Genomic DNA, 15,766 nt, shown 5'->3' on the forward strand with positions numbered 1-15,766 from the left:
ACACGAATTGCGCCGTTCGCCGCATCTGTTTGTGACCCGTCACGAACAGCCAAGCGCCGCAATGGTATCCCAGCGGGAGGCGGTTCGCCGCCGCTCCGAGCTAGGGCTACCATCTGTCCCCATGGCGTGGGAAGCCGGGGGTGGGCCGGAACCGAAAAGCCCACACGCCGACCTCGTCGAGAGGTGGGCGGGTGAACTCACCCGTGGCGTTCGTGATCACGTGGTGCCGCTGAGTCGCGCCGAAACCCGGGCCCTGCTCACCCGTTTCGCCCATGAACTCGATGCCGCCGTGCGCGATCCGGCGGTGGTGCCGCGTATCCGTGAACTCGGCGCGGAACTGGCGCGCGCGCATTTCGTCGGCGACGAGGTGCTCGGTCGCAGCGTGGCTGTGTTGGAAGCGTATTTCAGCGAGTGCGTGGACGATATTTCGCCGGAACGCATCTCACCGGTCCTGGCGGCCTTCGTCACCGGCTATGTGCGCGCCTTCCGCGCCTGGCTGCTGGCCGAACAGGAGAGTGTGCGCTTCGCCGATATCGCGGCCCGAAGACTCGTCGAGGAACGATTACGCGAGAGCGAGGCCCGGTTTCGCGCCGTCTTCGCCCAGGCCGGAATCGGCACCGGCCTGTCCGATATGACCGGCCGCATCATCGAGGTCAATACCGCCTTCGCCCAGATGCTGGGCTATACGCCCGCCGAAATGCTGGCACTGTCGGTCACCGATCTCGGCCATCCCGCCGACGAACCGGGTATGTGGGAGCTGTACGCGGGGGTGCTGCGCGGCGACCACGACAATGTGCAGCTGGAGAAGGCCTACCCGCACAAGGACGGCCGCACCGTCTGGACCAATATCAATGTCTCGCTCATTCGCGACGAGCACGGGGAACCGCAGTACACCCTCATTCTGGTGGAGGACATCTCCGAGCGCCGGGCGCTGCGCGAGCGGTTGCAGTACCGCGCCCACCACGATTCGCTCACCGGCCTGGCCAATCGCGGCCGGTTCTTCGACGAACTCTCCGCCATTTTCGACGATCCCGGCATGCGGGTCGGACTCTGCTACGTCGACCTCGACCACTTCAAGAATGTGAACGACACCTTCGGGCACGCGGTCGGCGACGAACTGCTCGCCCAAGCCGCGGTCCGACTCGAGCACTGCGCCTCGGGCCCCGGGCAATTGGTGGCGCGCATGGGCGGCGACGAATTCGTCATCCTGGTGCCGCACTCCGAGGGCGCGCAGGAGGTCGCGGCGCTGGCGCGATGCGTCCTGGACTCCTTCTCCCGCCCCTTCCACGTGCACGGGCACCGCCTGACCGTCACCGCCAGCGTGGGCGTGATGGAGGACCGGGCCGGGCACACCACCGCCGAGGAGCTGCTGCGCTCGGCGGATTCCACCATGTACTGGGCCAAGGCCGCAGGACGCGGACGCTACGAGATCTTCGACGCCGCCCGCAGCCACCGCGAACACACCCGCGCGGAGCTGACCGCGGCCATGCCCGACGCGCTCGCGCACGGCGAATTCTTCCTCGACTACCAGCCGATCGTGGCGCTCACCGACGGACGCATGGTCGCGGTGGAGGCGCTGGCCCGCTGGCGGCATCCGGAACTGGGCATCCTGCCCCCGGCGCGCTTCGTCGACCTGGCCGAGGACAACGGGCATATCGGCGCACTCGGCGCGCTGGTCCTGCGGCTGGCCTGCCGCGACTCCGACGAATGGCGGCAGCGCTATCCTGACCGCACACCGCTGGTCAGCGTGAACGTCTCGGCCAGCGAGGTCTCCGACCCGGCGTGGCTCACCCTGGTGCAGCGGGTCATCGCCGAGAGCGGGATAGCCCCCGACCAGCTGCAACTGGAGCTCACCGAACGCGCCTTCATGCAGACCACCGGACGCCCCCTGCACGCGCTGCGCACCCTCGCCGAATCCGGAGTGCGCATCGCCGTCGACGATTTCGGCACCGGCTACTCGAATCTGGCCTACCTGGGCCGACTTCCACTGCACACGGTCAAACTGGCCGGACCGTTCGTCCGGCATCTGCGCACCCCCGATGCGGTGGAGGGTGCGGATCTGCTCATCCTCGAGGCCATCATCGGGCTGGCGCACGCCCTGGGCTGCACGGTGACGGCCGAATGCGTGGAGACCCACAACCAGGCCGAGCAATTGCGGGCGCTGGGCTGCGATACCGCGCAGGGCTGGTACTTCCACCATCCGATGCCCGCGGGCCAGGTGACCGGATTGCTGGCCGCCATGGGTGCCGGGGACGCGACCGCGGGGCGCGGGCACTAGGCTCGGGGTTCGCGCGCAGTTCGCGCAACCCTTTTCGTTCTCCGGATATCGCGACTAGGCTTCGCGCTGTCCGGCGACGGCGCACACCCCACCCGTTGCACTGATGGTCGATCGGAGAATCGCATGACGCGCAGTACGGTCGGGGCCGTGGACGAACCCGGCGGGCCGGGCGAAGCGGACAATGTGGGGCTGCTCTCCGAGCTGGTCGAGCATCTGCGGCAGAACCGGACGGTGCTACGCGAGGAGTGGGCCCGGCGCATCACCGACGCCCAGCTGCTGACCGCCATGACGCCGGAGGAGATCTTCGCCGAGGCGACCTCCATCTTCGACAACTACGTCGAGGTACTCGAGACCGGTAGCGTCGAAGCCCTCCAGGCGTACGCGCGGGATCTGTCCGAGCGCATCATTCCGCGCGGCGTCGAGACCGACGAGGTGCTCGGCATCGTGCTGCTGCTGCGAGATGTGCTGGCGCGCTCGCTGTTCAAGAAGTACCGCGCCGATTTCGACCTGTTGAACCTGGTGCTCGACGTCTACGAACCGGCGGCCAACCGGATCGCCAATACGGTGGGCGTGTCGTTCGTGGAGGAGCGCGAACGCATCATCCGCCAGCAGCAGGAAGCCATTCGCGAGCTGTCCACCCCGGTGCTCCAGGTGCGTGAGCAGCTGCTCATTCTCCCCATCATCGGCGTCCTCGACGGCCAGCGCGCCCGCCAGCTCACCGAACAGCTGCTGCGCGCCATTCGCGGCAATCGCGCCAAGGTGGTGGTCATCGATATCACCGGTGTGCCGACCATCGACTCCACCGTGGCCAATCACCTGGTGCAGACCGTGGACGCCTCGGGCCTCATGGGCGCGAGCGTGATCATCACCGGGCTCTCCTCGGAGATCGCGCTGACGCTGGTGGCCATCGGCCTGGATCTGTCGAAGATGAACGCGGTCGGCGACCTCCAGGGCGGGATCGAGGAGGCCGAGCGGCTGCTGGGCTACGAGGTGACGCGCACCAGCGACGGCTGAGCGCTCACTGCTCGCGCTTGGCGCGGGCTCGCCGCTTGCCCTCGTGCATGGCCTGCACCCGGGCGACCGGGATGGTATGCCCCTCCTCGATGAGTTCGGCCGGAAGCCGTTGCGGCTCAGGCATGTTCTCGAACCATGGATCGCGGTCGCCGAGGGCCTTCGGGGCGGTGTGAATGGTGAAGTCGCGCGGATGGATACTGCCCAGATCCGCCCAGTCGATCGGGAACGAGACCGTCGCCCCGGGCCGGATGCGCGGACTGTAGACCGAGACCACCGTCGCACCGCCCGCCCGGGTGGAGTCCAGAAACACCTTGCCGTGCCGGTCTTCTCGAATGAAGGCGGTGGTGGCGAGGTCCGGATCGAGCCGTTCGGCGCGGGCCGCGATGGCGCGGGTGGCGGCCGCGGCATCCTCGACGGGTAGGCCGGGCTCGATGGGCACGAAAATATGAATTCCCTTGGAGCCACTGGTTTTCACGGCCCCGGCCAGACCGTCGGCTTCGAGCGCGGCGTGAATGAGCTGGCCCGCCTTGACCACCGTGTCGAAGTCCGCGCCCTCGGGCGGATCGAGATCGAGGATGAGGTGGGTCTGGCCCACGGTGTGGTCCACCGGGATCAGGGCGGCGTGGTACTCCACCGCGCGCTGGTTGCCGAACCACAGCAGGGTGCGAATGTCATCGCAGAGGGCATAGGTGATCTCGCGTTTGGAGGCGTAGGCCCACGCGCCGACGCGATTGACGAAATCCGGGGTGTACTTCGGCAGGTTCTTCTGCATGAACGGCTCTTGGCCGGGCCGGATGCGCACCACCGAGAGCGGACGGTCGCGCACCTGCCGGATCATGCGGTCGCCGACGAATTCGAGATAGTCGATGAGGTCGCGTTTGGTGGCGTCCGCACCGTCGAACAGCGCGGCATCCAGATTGGTCAGCCGAACGTCGTGCCGGGTTTCCTCGGTGCCCATCGCCTCACTGTAATCACTGCCACCGTCAAGTAGCGGCGACTCGAGCACGCCAGGCCCGCGGCGGCAGCCCGTTCTCGCGCCGGAACACCCGGGTGAAATAGCCGGGATCGAGCAGGCCGACCCGGTGCGCCACCTCGGTGATGGACAGCTCCGACTCCGAGAGCAGATGGCGGGCCTCGCTCATGCGGCGTTCGGTGATCCAGTCCTGGACGGTGCGGCCGGTGCGGCGACGGACCAGGGTGGTGAGATAGGCGGGGGTCATGCCGACCGCACGGGCCACATCGCGCAGCGACAGCGGTTCGCCGTAGCGCTGTTCGATGACGTCGAAGACCTCGGCGAGCACCGATTCGTTGCTGCGACGCAGATCGCCCACCACATCGACGGCCAGACGCGCGACCTCGACGAGCAGCAGGGTCAGGTGGGCGGCGGCGGCCTGACGGTAACCCGCACGGCGCGTGGCCAATTCGTGTTCGATGGCCTCGATGGTGTTCTCCCACACCGGTTGTCGCTCCGGCGGCACGCGAAGCCGCAGCAGCCCACCGGGATTGCCGTGCAGGAACGGAAACAGCAGCGGATGTGCCCGCCAGGCGGGCCAGGGCGCGAGGCTCTCGTCACCCAGCGCCGCCGGGTCGAAGAACAGGCCGCACGCGCCCTCGAAGGTCGACGCCCCCGCGCCGTCCACCACCTGGCCCGGCGCGATGACGTAGAGATCCCCCGCGCTCAGGGAGAGCTCCCGGCGTCCGGCACGCAGCACGCCGCCGTCGCCATAGACGTAGATCAGCACCGGGAAGTCGTGGATATGCCACTGCCCCTGCGCGGGCCGGGTCTCGGCGGTGAAGCGCGTGACCGTCAGCGGCGGCGCGGCCGGATCGGACCAATACCGGTACACCGGGATTCCGGCCTCGTAGCGTACCGGTCGGACGTTCTCGGGCATGTACCCAAAGATAGTCCCAGTACTGCCGAGAATCGACCAATTCCATGGGCCGTTCGGCCGTCACCATGGGATACATGACGAAAAATCATCCCAACTACCAGGCCGACACCACCCATGCCACGGGCGATCGACAGGATTACCTGCCCGCCGCCGGGCGCAATGGACTGCTGCCGTTCTACGACGCGTTCACCCGGCTGTTCGGCGTTCCCGCCATCCACCGGACGCTGCTGCGGCACGCCGGACTCGCCCCCGGCGACACTGTCCTCGAGATCGGCTGCGGCACCGGCAATCTCACCATTCTGGCCAAGGACACCCAGCCCGCCGCCGAGATCCTCGGCACCGACCCCGACCCGCTCGCGCTGGCGCGCGCGCAACGAAAGGCCAAGGACCGCACAGGTATCCGGTTCGAGCGCGGCTACGCCCAGAACCTGCCCGTCCCCGACGCCAGCATCGACCGGATGCTCTCGGCGTTCATGCTGCACCACCTGCCCACCGACGTGAAGGCCGCCGCCGCGGCCGAGGCCCTGCGGGTGCTGCGCCCCGGCGGCCAGCTGTACGTGGTGGATATCGGCGGCCGAATGACCGACGCCGACGGCATGGCCGCCCGCCGCATGCTGAACAACGGCCATGTCGCCGAGAACCTGGGCGACGGCATTCCCCGACTGTTCCGCGCGGCCGGATTCGATTGCCAGGAGGTCGATTCCCGAGTCCACCGGCTGATCGGCCGCGTCACCTACTACCGGGCCACCCGCCCTGCCTGAGCGTCGGCCCCCGCGCGCTGGCGGACCACGTGCTCCCGCCGCGCGCCGGGCCGCTCGTGCCCGCGACGCCACACGGCCCACCACGGTCAGCGAAAGCCGCTGTCCATGGTGGGCCGTAGGGTAGTCCTACCGCGCTGCGCCTCAGTCGGATTCGTCCGGGAACGCCTTCTGCTGGTAGCCACCGCGCAGGGTGCCTTCCAGATACGCCGCCCGGCACGCCCGGTGCGCGATCTTGCCGCTGGAGGTGCGCGGGATCGAACCCGCGGGGACCAGCAGCACGTCCCGGGCGGTGACGCCGTGCCGCTTGGCGATCGCCGCGCGGACGGTGTCGGCGATGGGCTGCGGATCCAATTTCGCCGCACCCGTACCGCGTTCGGCCACGATGACCAGCGCCTCGGCGGCGTCGTCGGGCTCCGAGGGCACCTCCTCGGGCAGCTGATTGGCCGGAACCGAGAAGGCCGCGATGAAGCCCGGCCGCAGCGCGGTACTGGCCTCCTGCGCGGTGTACTCGAGATCCTGCGGGTAGTGGTTGCGCCCGTCCACGATGACGAGATCCTTGACCCGGCCGGTGATGTAGAGCTCGCCGTCGAGGTAGGCCCCGAAATCGCCGGTGCGCATCCACTTCGCGTCGGCCGCGGTGCCTTCGGCGTGGCTGCCCATGGGCTGGCGGGCGGTCAGCGTGTTGTGGAAGGTCGCCACGGATTCCTCCGGACGGCCCCAGTACCCGATGCCCATGTTCTGGCCGTGCAGCCAGATCTCGCCGACCTCGCCGTCGGGCCGCTCCTTGCCGTTCTCCGGATCGACGATCACCGCCCACTGCGACAGCGCCACATAGCCGCACGACACCTGGGCCACGGCATTGTCGGCGTCCGGCTCGACCGGGGTCATGCGTCCGGCATTGAGTTCGCCGCGGTCCACGTACACGACGCGGGCCTCGTCCGTGCGCGGGGTCGCCGAGACGAACAGCGTCGCCTCCGCCATGCCGTAGCACGGTTTGATGGCGGTCTTGGGCAGCCCGTAGGGGGCGAAGGCCTCGTTGAACTTCTTCATCGAGGCCACCGACACCGGCTCGCTGCCGTTGATCAGGCCGATCACATTGGAGAGGTCCAGCTCCTCCCCCGCCTTGGGCAGACCGCGCAGGGCGGCGTGCTCGTAGGCGAAATTCGGTGCGGCCGCGAAGATCTCGGCCCCGTCCTCCTGCGCCGCCAACTCCTTGATCCACCGGTAGGGGCGGCGCACGAAGGCGCTCGGCGACATGATGGTGATGAACTTTCCGCCGATGGTCGGCAGGATCACCGTCAGCAGGCCCATATCGTGGAACAGCGGCAGCCAGGTGACGCCGCGCGCGTTCGCGGTGATGCCGATGGCGTCGATCATTTGCAGCAGGTTGGTGCCGACCGCGCGGTGGGTGATCTCCACGCCCGCCGGGGTGCGGGTCGAGCCCGAGGTGTACTGCAGATACGCGATGCTGTCGATATCCAGATCCGGGCGCACCCAGGTGGATCCGACGCTGTCGGGAATCGCCTCGACCGCGATGATGCGCGGCCGCTGCGCCGCCGGAAGCTGGCGGAACAGTTCCCGCACCCCCGCCGCCGCCGAACCGACGGTGAGGATGGCCGCGGGCTGACAGTCGCCGAGCACCGCGTACAGCCGATCCGAATGACCCTGCTCGTCCGGATCGAACAGCGGCACCGCGATATTGCCCGCGTACACGGCGGCGAACATGCCGACGATGTAGTCGAGCCCCTGCGGCGCGAGGATCGCCACCCGGTCGCCCGGTCGCGTCACCTGCTGCAACCGGGCGGCCACCGCGCGCAGTCGAATGCCGAACTGCCGCCAGGTGAGTTCGTGATACTCGCCCTCGCGTTCGCGTGAATAGTCGATATAGCGATAGGCGAGTTCGTCCTGATTCGCCTCGCTGTGATTGTCGACTATGTCGATCAGGGTCTGGTTACCCGTGATCTTGATATTGCCGTGCTCGTCCAGATAGTCATCGAAGCTCTCGCCGATCATTCCCTATCCTTTTTCAACGCACTTCTTCGTGCAGTGACACCGAACAAAGATCGACACACCAAAGCTGGGGAAGAGTAGCAGAGGTGGCGACCGGCGACACTCAGTACCGGCCGAATGCCAGTGCGACGTTGTGCCCGCCGAATCCGAAAGAGTTGTTGATCGCGTAGTCGATTCGTCCCATTCGCGCCTGACCCTTCACGACATCGAGATCGATTTCCGGGTCCTGATTGTCCAGATTCAAAGTGGGCGGGACGACTCCGTCGCGAATGCTCAACACCGTGATCACCGATTCCAGCGCCCCGACGGCCCCGATGGAATGGCCCAGTGCGGATTTCGGCGCGTACACCGAGGCGTGCGTGCCGATGGCCTTGTGGATGGCATTGGTCTCCGCGTAGTCGCCGATGGGCGTGGCGGTGGCATGCGCATTGATGTGGGTGACATCGGTTTTGGTGATTCCGGCGGTCTCCATGGCCCGGGTCATGGCCCGCGCCGCGCCGGTGCCCTCCGGATCCGGGGCCACGAGATGGAAACCGTCGGAGGTGATTCCAGCGCCCATGAGCCGAGCGTGGATGGTCGCGCCGCGCGCCTTGGCGTGCTCCTCGGTCTCGATGACCATGAGCGCACCCGCCTCGCCGAAGACGAAACCGTCGCGGTCGGCGTCGAAGGGCCGGGAGGCGGATTTGGGGTCGTCGTTACGGGTGCTCATGGCGCGCATCATGGTGAAGGCGGCGATCGGCAGGGCCTGGATGGACCCTTCCACACCACCGGTGACGACCATGTCGGCATCGCCCATGACGATCATGCGCCAGGCATTGGCAATGGCCTCGGAACCGGATGAACAGGCCGAAACCGGCGTGGAGACACCGGCCCTCGCGCCCAACTCCAGGCCCACGCAGGCCGCCGGGCCGTTGGGCATGACGCACTGCACGGTCAGTGGCGACACCTTGCGGTAGCCGCCCTTCTCGAGCTTGTCGCGCGCCACGATGAGCGACTCCGCACCGCCCAGTCCGGTGCCGATGGAGACGCCGAGGCGGTCCTTGTCCACCTCGGGGCTGCCCGCGTTCGCCCAGACCTCGCGCCCGAGCACGGTGGCCATCTGCTCGACGTAGGACAGTCGCTTCACTTCGGCGGTGGTCAACGAGGCCCCCGGACCGACCTTGAGGTGTCCGCCGATGCGGACCGGCAGTTCGAAATCGTCGACGAAGGCGTCCTCGAGCACGCCGATGCCGCTCTCACCGTTGAGCAGACCCTTCCAGGTCGAATCGATATCGCTCGCGATCGAGGTGGTGGCCGCGAGACTTGTGACAACGATGTTGGGGAAATCCCCACTGGAACCGAAATAGCTCATCTTCGCTCACTCTCCGTAGCAGCGCTTGGTCATGGAGCGGGAAAGCAGTGGTGCGGCCCCACATTATCCGGGGGCGATCGGGCCGGATTCTCCGGCGACACGCAGCGGAATACTAGACCCGGCCTTGACCGGTGGATATCCGTCTGGGACAGTGGCGACCAAGTGGACCGGTGTGGGTGAGGATGTGGACAGTGCCCGGAACCAGACGTAAGGGAATCGCCCGCGGGGCGAAATTGGCGCGGCTGCCGATGAGCATCATGGCGAAACGGGCGGCGGCGCTGGGCAGTCGAATCGTCACCGGGGCCGAGCGGGGCGAGGTGGACGAGCGGCTGATGGCCGAGGCCGCCGATCAGGTGTTCACCGTTCTGGGCGAACTCAAAGGCGGCGCAATGAAAGTCGGGCAGGCGCTGTCGGTGATGGAGGCGGCGGTGCCGCCGCAGTTCGCCGATCGCTACCGCGAGGCGCTGGTGAAATTGCAGGCCGAGGCCCCGCCCATGTCGAGCGCCGACACCGAGCGAATGCTGGTGCGGCAGTTGGGCACTCGCTGGCGGGAGCGATTCCGGGAGTTCGATTCCACGCCGGTGGCGGCGGCGAGTATCGGGCAGGTGCACCGGGGTGTGTGGTCGGATGGCCGCACGGTCGCGGTGAAGGTGCAGTACCCGCATGCCGAGGAGTCGCTGAAGGCGGATCTGGCCATGCTGAAGATGTTCTCGTCGGTCTTCACCCTCGTCATGCCGGGCGCGGATATCCGGGAGCTGATCGAGGAGTTCATCGACCGCACCCACGACGAACTGGACTACCGCATCGAATGCGACTATCAGCGGCGGTTCGCGGCGGCGCTGGGCCCCGACGACCCGAAGTTCTACGCGCCCAAGGTGATCGCTTCCGCACCCAAGGTCATGGTCACCGAGTGGATGGATGGCGTACCGCTGTCCAAGGTGATCACCGCCGGTTCGCGGGAGGACCGGGACCGCGCCGGAATCCTGTTGTGGGAGTTGGCCGTATCCTCCCCCAAACGCTTCGGCATGCTGCACTGCGATCCGCACCCGGGCAATTTCCGACTGCTGCCGGATGGGCGATTGGGCATTCTCGACTTCGGGGCCTGCACCGAAACCCCCAGGGGCCTACCGCCTTTCCTCGGCGAGACGGCGCGCCACCTGCTCGCGGAGGACTTCGACAAGGCCGTCGAGGTGGTGCGCGAGTCCGGATTCGTGAAGGAGGGCGCGCGGGTCGATATCGGACCGCTGCGGCGCACCCTGGGGCCGCTGGTATCCCTGCTCCAGGACGAGGAGTTCCATATGACGCGGCAGGTGCTCCAGGAACATGCCCAGCGCGCCATGGATGTTCGCAACTTCTCGCTCACCAACGCCCTGGCGTTCAAGGGGACCCCGGAGTACCCGGAGATGCCGATGATCGGCCGCGTACTCGGCGGCGTGGCGGGGATCTGCGCCCAACTCGACACCAAGGGACCGTTCCTGGCGCTCACGCGGGAATGGGTGCCGGGCTTCGTGGCGGAGGGCTCCGCGGCGTAGTGCCGAGTTGCGGGAAATCAGTTGCGGGAAATCAGAACAGTGTCATGGGCTCCGAGGGCTCCGGCTCGGTGAGCGCGGGCAGCTCCGGCACCCGCGCCCGCACATCGTCGTAGAACCGGCGCGCCAACGGCAGCGAGCTCGCGTTGTCGGGTGTGTGCACGAAGACGGTCGGAGATCGCCCCTCCCGCAACCACTTCGCGGTGATATCGGCCCACGGCTGCCATCCGGCGACGGTGCGGTCGACGTCGTCGCGACCGTGGTAGCGGACGATCGGGTACTCGGTCAGAGCCGTGGTGCGCCGCCGTAGCCTCGGCTTCTTCGACTGCGCCTCGTATTCGGCCGCACTGGTCGGCGGCGTCTCGAACAGCACGGTGGTGTCGAAGGGAATCCACTCCGCGCCGACCCCGGCCAGCGCCCGCTCGAGCTGTTGGGCGGCGCGCTCGTCATCGAAGAAGGCGGGATGGCGCACCTCCACGGCCGCCCGGCCGGGCAGGGTGCGCAGGAAGCGCGCCAGCGCGCCCAGATCGTTCGGGCCGAACGACCCCGGCAGCTGCACCCAGAGCGCGTGCAGGCGCGGCCCCAACGGCTCGACGACATCGAGGAACGCGCCCAGCTCCTGTTCCGCGCCGCTGAGCCGCCGCTCGTGGGTGACGGCCTTGGGCAGCTTGAGGACGAAGCGGAAGTCCGGATCGGTCTGGGCCGCCCAGGATTCGACGGTCTTGCGGGCCGGGGTCGCGTAGAAGGTGGTGTTGCCCTCGACCGCATCGCACCAGTCGGCATAGCCGCGCAGGCGTTGTGAAGCGATCGGTTGATAGTCGCGCCAGGCCGTGTGCGTCCACATTGCGCATCCGATGTGTAGCCGCATGGCTGCCACGGTAGTCGGTGGCGACTCAGGCTCCCACCACGCGCGAGCTCCGCCCCCGGAACCATCCGAAGGTCAGCCGCACCGCCCGCTGCCAGTTCTCGTACTCCTCGGCGCGCAGTTCGGCGTCCATGGCGGGATTCCACTGCGCCGCGACCCGCCGATTGTTGCGCAACCCCTCCAGATCCGGCCAGTACCCCACCGCCAGGCCCGCGGCGTAGGCCGCGCCGAGCGAGACGGTCTCGGCGACGATCGGCCGCTGCACCGGTATGTCGAGCACATCCGCGACGATCTGCATGAGCAGATTGTCGGCGGTCATTCCCCCTGCGACACGCAAGGATTCGGCGCGCAGGCCGGAGTCGGCGTTCATGGCCTCGACGACATCGCGGGTCTGCCAGGCGGTCGCCTCCAGGACGGCCCGGGCGATATGGCCCTTGGTGACATAGGAGGTCAGGCCGATCAGCAGGCCGCGCGCATCGCCGCGCCAATGCGGTGCGTAGAGGCCGGAGAAGGCGGGCACCAGATAGCAGCCGCCATTGTCTTCCACTGTGCGGGCGAGGGTTTCGATCTCCGGCGCGCTGCCGATCAGACCGATATTGTCGCGCACCCACTGCACCAGGGAGCCCGTGACCGCGATCGGCCCCTCCAACGCGTAGACGGGGTCGGGGCCGACCTGGTAACCGATGGTGGTGAGCAGACCGTGCTGGGAGCGCACCGGCTCGCGGCCGGTGTTCATCATGAGGAATCCGCCTGTGCCGTAGGTGCATTCGGTCTCACCGGGCGCGAAACAGGTCTGGCCGAACAGCGCCGCGTGCTGATCTCCCAGCGCGGCCGCGATGCGTATACCCGGCAGTACTTCGCGGGCCGTGCCGAACGATCCGGTGGACGGTTCGATCCTCGGCAGCATCGCCTTCGGAATGGCGAAGCGGCGCAACAGCTCGTCGTCCCAGGCGAGGGTGTCGATATTCATCAGCAGGGTGCGCCCGGCGTTGGTCACATCGGTGACGTGCTCACCGCCGTCGACGCCACCGGTCAGATTCCAGATCAGCCAGGTCTCCATGGTGCCGAACAGCACCTCGCCGCGTTCGGCGCGGCCGCGCAGACCGGTGACATTGTCCAGGAGCCAGCGCAGCCGCGGAGCCGCGAAGTAGGTCGCCAGCGGCAGTCCGCACAGCTCCCGAACCCGCTGTGCCCCATCCCCTTCCGCCAGTTCGCGCACCAACTCCTCGGTGCGCACGTCCTGCCAGACGATGGCGCGTCCGATGGGCGTTCCGGTGCGCCGGTCCCACACCACCGTGGTCTCGCGCTGATTGGCGATGCCCACCGCCGCCACCTGTTCGACGCCGATCCCCGAATTCCGCAGCGCGGCGGGGACGATGCGCTCCACATTGCGCCAGATCTCCAGGGCGTCCTGCTCCACCCAGCCGGGCCGCGGGTAGTGCTGCTGATGCTCGCGCTGCGCCACCCCGACCAGACTGGCGCGCTGGTCGAACAGAATGCACCGGGTCGAGGTGGTGCCCTGATCGATGGCCAGCACGTAGCGTTGCGTCATTCCAGGCTCCTGATCACCGATATCACTGTCCCGCACCGAGATCCCGCGATACCGCGTGCGCGGCGTCACGCACCTTGCCCACCAAGCCTTTTCGCGGACGGCCCTGGGCATCGCAGAGTTGGTCGACCGGGCCGGAGATGCCGATCGCGCCGACCACCAGGCCGCCGCGCGCCCGGATCGGGGCCGCGATACCGGCCTCGCCGACACGGAATTCCGCTGTCTCACCGGCCCATCCGACGCCGCGCACCTCGGTGAGCGCACGGCTCAGGGCCGCGCGATCGGTAATGGTGCGGTGCGTCAGCGCGGGCAGTTCGCCCCCGCGCACCGCGGCCGCCAGTTCGGCGTCGTAGGCGAGCAACACCTTGCCCAGCGCGGTCGCGTGCGCGGGCAGCTTCTCCCCCACCGCCAGCGCCTGCCGCGTGTTGTCCGGCCGAAAGACGTGGTGTACCACCACCACATCCCCGTGCTGCGGTGCGGCGATGCGCACCGCCTCGCCACTGCGCGCCGCCAAAGCGTCGGCCCAGTTGATCGCGCGCGAGCGCAGTTCATTGGCGTCGAGATAGCCCGCGCCGAGCTGCCCCAGCGCGGCGCCCAGCTGATATTTGCCCGTCGCCGGATCCTGGTCCACGAACCCCACCCCCTGCAGGGTGCGCAGAATGCCGTGCGCCGTCGGCTTGGCCAGCCCCAGCGCCGCCGCGATCTCGCCGACCCCGAGCCGCCCGGAGCCGCGCGCCAGCAGCCGGAGCACGGCCGCGGCGCGCTCTATCGACTGAATCGGACCCGGCACGTCACGAACCTAGCCGGTCCAGGATTGCCGCACGGTAGCGACACCGGCGAGCGACCTCCAGGAAATCGTTCGACATTGTCGAACGCGTCCCCTGTGCCACCGGCCGATGGACTCGTAACGTCGGTGCCGAACGTGGCCGCAGTCGCGTCCACCAGGGCAAACGTCAGGCTCAACGGTGAGCCTTTCGAAAGGGACCACGATGAGCCAATACATCGGAGCCATCGACCAGGGCACCACGAGCACGCGTTTCATGGTGTTCGACCACGATGGCAACGAGGTTGCCCGCCACCAACTCGAACATGAGCAGATCATGCCGAGGGCGGGCTGGGTGGAGCACAATCCGGCCGAGATCTGGGAGCGCACCCGCACGGTCATCAAGACCACGCTCACCTCGGCGAAGCTCTCCGCCGACGATCTGGCCGCCATCGGCATCACCAATCAGCGCGAGACCACCATCGTGTGGGACAAGCGCAGCGGCCGACCCTACTGCAATGCCATCGTCTGGCAGGACACGCGCACCGACCGCATCGCCGCGGAGCTGGAGCGCGACGGCCACGGCGATCTCATTCGGCGCAAGACCGGCCTGCCGCCCGCCACCTATTTCTCCGGCGGCAAGCTGAAGTGGATTCTCGACAATGTGCCGGGCGTGCGCGAGGACGCCGAACGCGGCGACGCGCTGTTCGGCACCCCCGACACCTTCCTGCTGTGGAATCTCACCGGCGGCATCCACGGCGGCGTGCACGTGACCGATCCGACCAATGCCAGCCGCACCATGCTCATGGATCTGGAGACCCTGGACTGGGACGACGAGCTGTTGGCGCTGTTCGGGGTGCCGCGCGCCATGCTGCCGACCATCGCGCCGTCGTCGAATCCACGGGCCTACGGCCACACCACGCCCGACGGACCGTTCAAGGGCGCGGTGCCCGTCACCGGCATTCTCGGCGACCAGCAGGCCGCCACCGTCGGGCAGGTGTGCTTCAAGCCGGGCGAGGCCAAGAACACCTACGGCACCGGAAACTTCCTGCTGCTCAACACCGGTGGCGATATCGTGCGCTCGCAGCACGGCCTGCTGACCACCGTCGCCTACCAGTTCGGTGACGACCGGCCGGTGTACGCGCTGGAGGGCTCCATCGCGGTCACCGGATCCGCAGTGCAGTGGCTGCGCGATCAGCTCGGCATCATCGCCGGTGCCACCCAGAGCGAAATGCTGGCCAGCCAGGTCAGCGATACCGGAGGTGTGGTCTTCGTCCCCGCCTTCTCCGGACTCTTCGCGCCCTACTGGCGTTCGGACGCGCGCGGCATCATCATCGGGCTCTCGCGCTACAGCACCAATGCCCATATCGCCAGGGCCACACTGGAAGCCATCGGGTACCAGACCCGCGATGTGGTCGAGGCGATGGAGGCCGATTCCGGCGTGAAGCTGGACACCCTGCGGGTCGACGGCGGCATCACGGCCAATGAGCTGTGCATGCGGTTGCAGTCCGACATTCTCGGAGTTCCGGTGTCGCGGCCCGTGGTTCGCGAGACCACCGCGCTGGGCGCGGCCTACGCCGCCGGTCTGGCGGTCGAATTCTGGAGCGGCACCGACGAACTCGTCGCCAACTGGCACGAGGACAAACGCTGGGAGCCCACCTGGTCCGAGGAGCAGCGCGAAAAGGGTTACGGCCGTTGGAAGAAGGCCGTGGCGCGCACCCTCGACTGGGTCGATCTCGACGACTGAACCCCCT

12 protein-coding genes are annotated in these 15,766 nt (G+C 68.0%); 5 read left to right on the forward strand and 7 right to left on the reverse strand.

Annotation, left to right across the window (positions count from 1 at the left end; all coding sequences use genetic code 11):
* The first annotated feature begins 121 nt into the window (after window positions 1–121).
* Together ACIBH2_RS13040 and ACIBH2_RS13045 are read left to right on the forward strand one after the other, a co-directional pair.
* Window positions 122–2,278, forward strand: a complete 2,157-nt coding sequence (locus tag ACIBH2_RS13040; protein ID WP_397116545.1) for a putative bifunctional diguanylate cyclase/phosphodiesterase — start codon at window positions 122–124, stop codon at window positions 2,276–2,278.
* A 123-nt stretch (window positions 2,279–2,401) separates the two neighbouring features.
* Window positions 2,402–3,292 carry an STAS domain-containing protein gene (locus ACIBH2_RS13045; RefSeq protein WP_397116547.1) on the forward strand — a complete coding sequence of 297 codons (891 nt, stop codon included), beginning with the start codon at window positions 2,402–2,404 and terminating at the stop codon, window positions 3,290–3,292.
* Between the two features lie 4 nt (window positions 3,293–3,296).
* Here ACIBH2_RS13045 and ACIBH2_RS13050 read toward each other — a convergent pair whose 3' ends face one another.
* Window positions 3,297–4,250, reverse strand: a complete 954-nt coding sequence (locus tag ACIBH2_RS13050; protein WP_397116549.1) for a DNA polymerase domain-containing protein — start codon at window positions 4,248–4,250, stop codon at window positions 3,297–3,299.
* A gap of 25 nt (window positions 4,251–4,275) precedes the next feature.
* A complete protein-coding gene (locus ACIBH2_RS13055; protein WP_397116551.1) occupies window positions 4,276–5,184 on the reverse strand; it encodes an AraC family transcriptional regulator in 909 nt (302 codons plus the stop codon).
* A gap of 74 nt (window positions 5,185–5,258) precedes the next feature.
* Here ACIBH2_RS13055 and ACIBH2_RS13060 point away from each other — a divergent pair, with 74 nt between their 5' ends.
* On the forward strand, window positions 5,259–5,945 hold the full coding sequence (locus tag ACIBH2_RS13060; RefSeq protein ID WP_397116553.1) for a class I SAM-dependent methyltransferase: 687 nt from the start codon (window positions 5,259–5,261) through the stop codon (window positions 5,943–5,945).
* Between the two features lie 141 nt (window positions 5,946–6,086).
* Here ACIBH2_RS13060 and fadD32 read toward each other — a convergent pair whose 3' ends face one another.
* On the reverse strand, window positions 6,087–7,958 hold the full coding sequence (gene fadD32, locus ACIBH2_RS13065; RefSeq protein WP_397116555.1) for a long-chain-fatty-acid--AMP ligase FadD32: 1,872 nt from the start codon (window positions 7,956–7,958) through the stop codon (window positions 6,087–6,089).
* Between the two features lie 100 nt (window positions 7,959–8,058).
* Window positions 8,059–9,306 carry a KasA/KasB family beta-ketoacyl-ACP synthase gene (locus tag ACIBH2_RS13070; protein WP_397116557.1) on the reverse strand — a complete coding sequence of 416 codons (1,248 nt, stop codon included), beginning with the start codon at window positions 9,304–9,306 and terminating at the stop codon, window positions 8,059–8,061.
* Window positions 9,307–9,488: 182 nt separating this feature from the next.
* On the opposite strand from ACIBH2_RS13070, the gene ACIBH2_RS13075 reads away from it, so the two are divergent.
* Window positions 9,489–10,838, forward strand: a complete 1,350-nt coding sequence (locus tag ACIBH2_RS13075) for an ABC1 kinase family protein (RefSeq protein ID WP_397117013.1) — start codon at window positions 9,489–9,491, stop codon at window positions 10,836–10,838.
* A 31-nt stretch (window positions 10,839–10,869) separates the two neighbouring features.
* Here the strand turns inward: ACIBH2_RS13075 and ACIBH2_RS13080 are convergent, their stop codons facing one another.
* From ACIBH2_RS13080 to ACIBH2_RS13090, 3 genes are read right to left on the reverse strand one after another with little or no spacing between them, the layout of a single operon-like run.
* The gene (locus ACIBH2_RS13080; protein WP_397116559.1) at window positions 10,870–11,679 is read right to left on the reverse strand and encodes a DUF72 domain-containing protein; all 810 of its coding nucleotides are present in this window, start codon (window positions 11,677–11,679) and stop codon (window positions 10,870–10,872) included.
* 49 nt (window positions 11,680–11,728) lie between these two features.
* A complete protein-coding gene (glpK, locus tag ACIBH2_RS13085) occupies window positions 11,729–13,252 on the reverse strand; it encodes a glycerol kinase GlpK (protein ID WP_397116561.1) in 1,524 nt (507 codons plus the stop codon).
* A gap of 22 nt (window positions 13,253–13,274) precedes the next feature.
* On the reverse strand, window positions 13,275–14,039 hold the full coding sequence (locus ACIBH2_RS13090) for an IclR family transcriptional regulator (RefSeq protein WP_397116563.1): 765 nt from the start codon (window positions 14,037–14,039) through the stop codon (window positions 13,275–13,277).
* Between the two features lie 199 nt (window positions 14,040–14,238).
* Between ACIBH2_RS13090 and glpK (ACIBH2_RS13095) the strand changes: the two genes are divergently transcribed.
* Window positions 14,239–15,759, forward strand: coding sequence for a glycerol kinase GlpK (gene glpK, locus ACIBH2_RS13095; protein ID WP_397116565.1), 1,521 nt, complete (start codon window positions 14,239–14,241; stop codon window positions 15,757–15,759).
* Window positions 15,760–15,766: the final 7 nt, after the last annotated feature.

The organism is Nocardia sp. NPDC050406, from assembly GCF_044459025.1.
GTDB lineage: Bacteria > Actinomycetota > Actinomycetes > Mycobacteriales > Mycobacteriaceae > Nocardia.

Excerpts from the sequence above, each read along its gene's own strand:
- ACIBH2_RS13055 (WP_397116551.1), bottom strand. The coding sequence starts at position 5,184 with ATGCCCGAGAACGTCCGACCGGTACGCTACGAGGCCGGAATCCCGGTG.
- ACIBH2_RS13040 (WP_397116545.1), top strand. The coding sequence starts at position 122 with ATGGCGTGGGAAGCCGGGGGTGGGCCGGAACCGAAAAGCCCACACGCC.
- fadD32 (WP_397116555.1), bottom strand. The coding sequence starts at position 7,958 with ATGATCGGCGAGAGCTTCGATGACTATCTGGACGAGCACGGCAATATC.
- ACIBH2_RS13050 (WP_397116549.1), bottom strand. The coding sequence starts at position 4,250 with ATGGGCACCGAGGAAACCCGGCACGACGTTCGGCTGACCAATCTGGAT.
- glpK (WP_397116561.1), bottom strand. The coding sequence starts at position 13,252 with ATGACGCAACGCTACGTGCTGGCCATCGATCAGGGCACCACCTCGACC.
- glpK (WP_397116565.1), top strand. The coding sequence starts at position 14,239 with ATGAGCCAATACATCGGAGCCATCGACCAGGGCACCACGAGCACGCGT.
- ACIBH2_RS13060 (WP_397116553.1), top strand. The coding sequence starts at position 5,259 with ATGACGAAAAATCATCCCAACTACCAGGCCGACACCACCCATGCCACG.
- ACIBH2_RS13070 (WP_397116557.1), bottom strand. The coding sequence starts at position 9,306 with ATGAGCTATTTCGGTTCCAGTGGGGATTTCCCCAACATCGTTGTCACA.
- ACIBH2_RS13045 (WP_397116547.1), top strand. The coding sequence starts at position 2,402 with ATGACGCGCAGTACGGTCGGGGCCGTGGACGAACCCGGCGGGCCGGGC.
- ACIBH2_RS13075 (WP_397117013.1), top strand. The coding sequence starts at position 9,489 with ATGTGGACAGTGCCCGGAACCAGACGTAAGGGAATCGCCCGCGGGGCG.
- ACIBH2_RS13080 (WP_397116559.1), bottom strand. The coding sequence starts at position 11,679 with ATGTGGACGCACACGGCCTGGCGCGACTATCAACCGATCGCTTCACAA.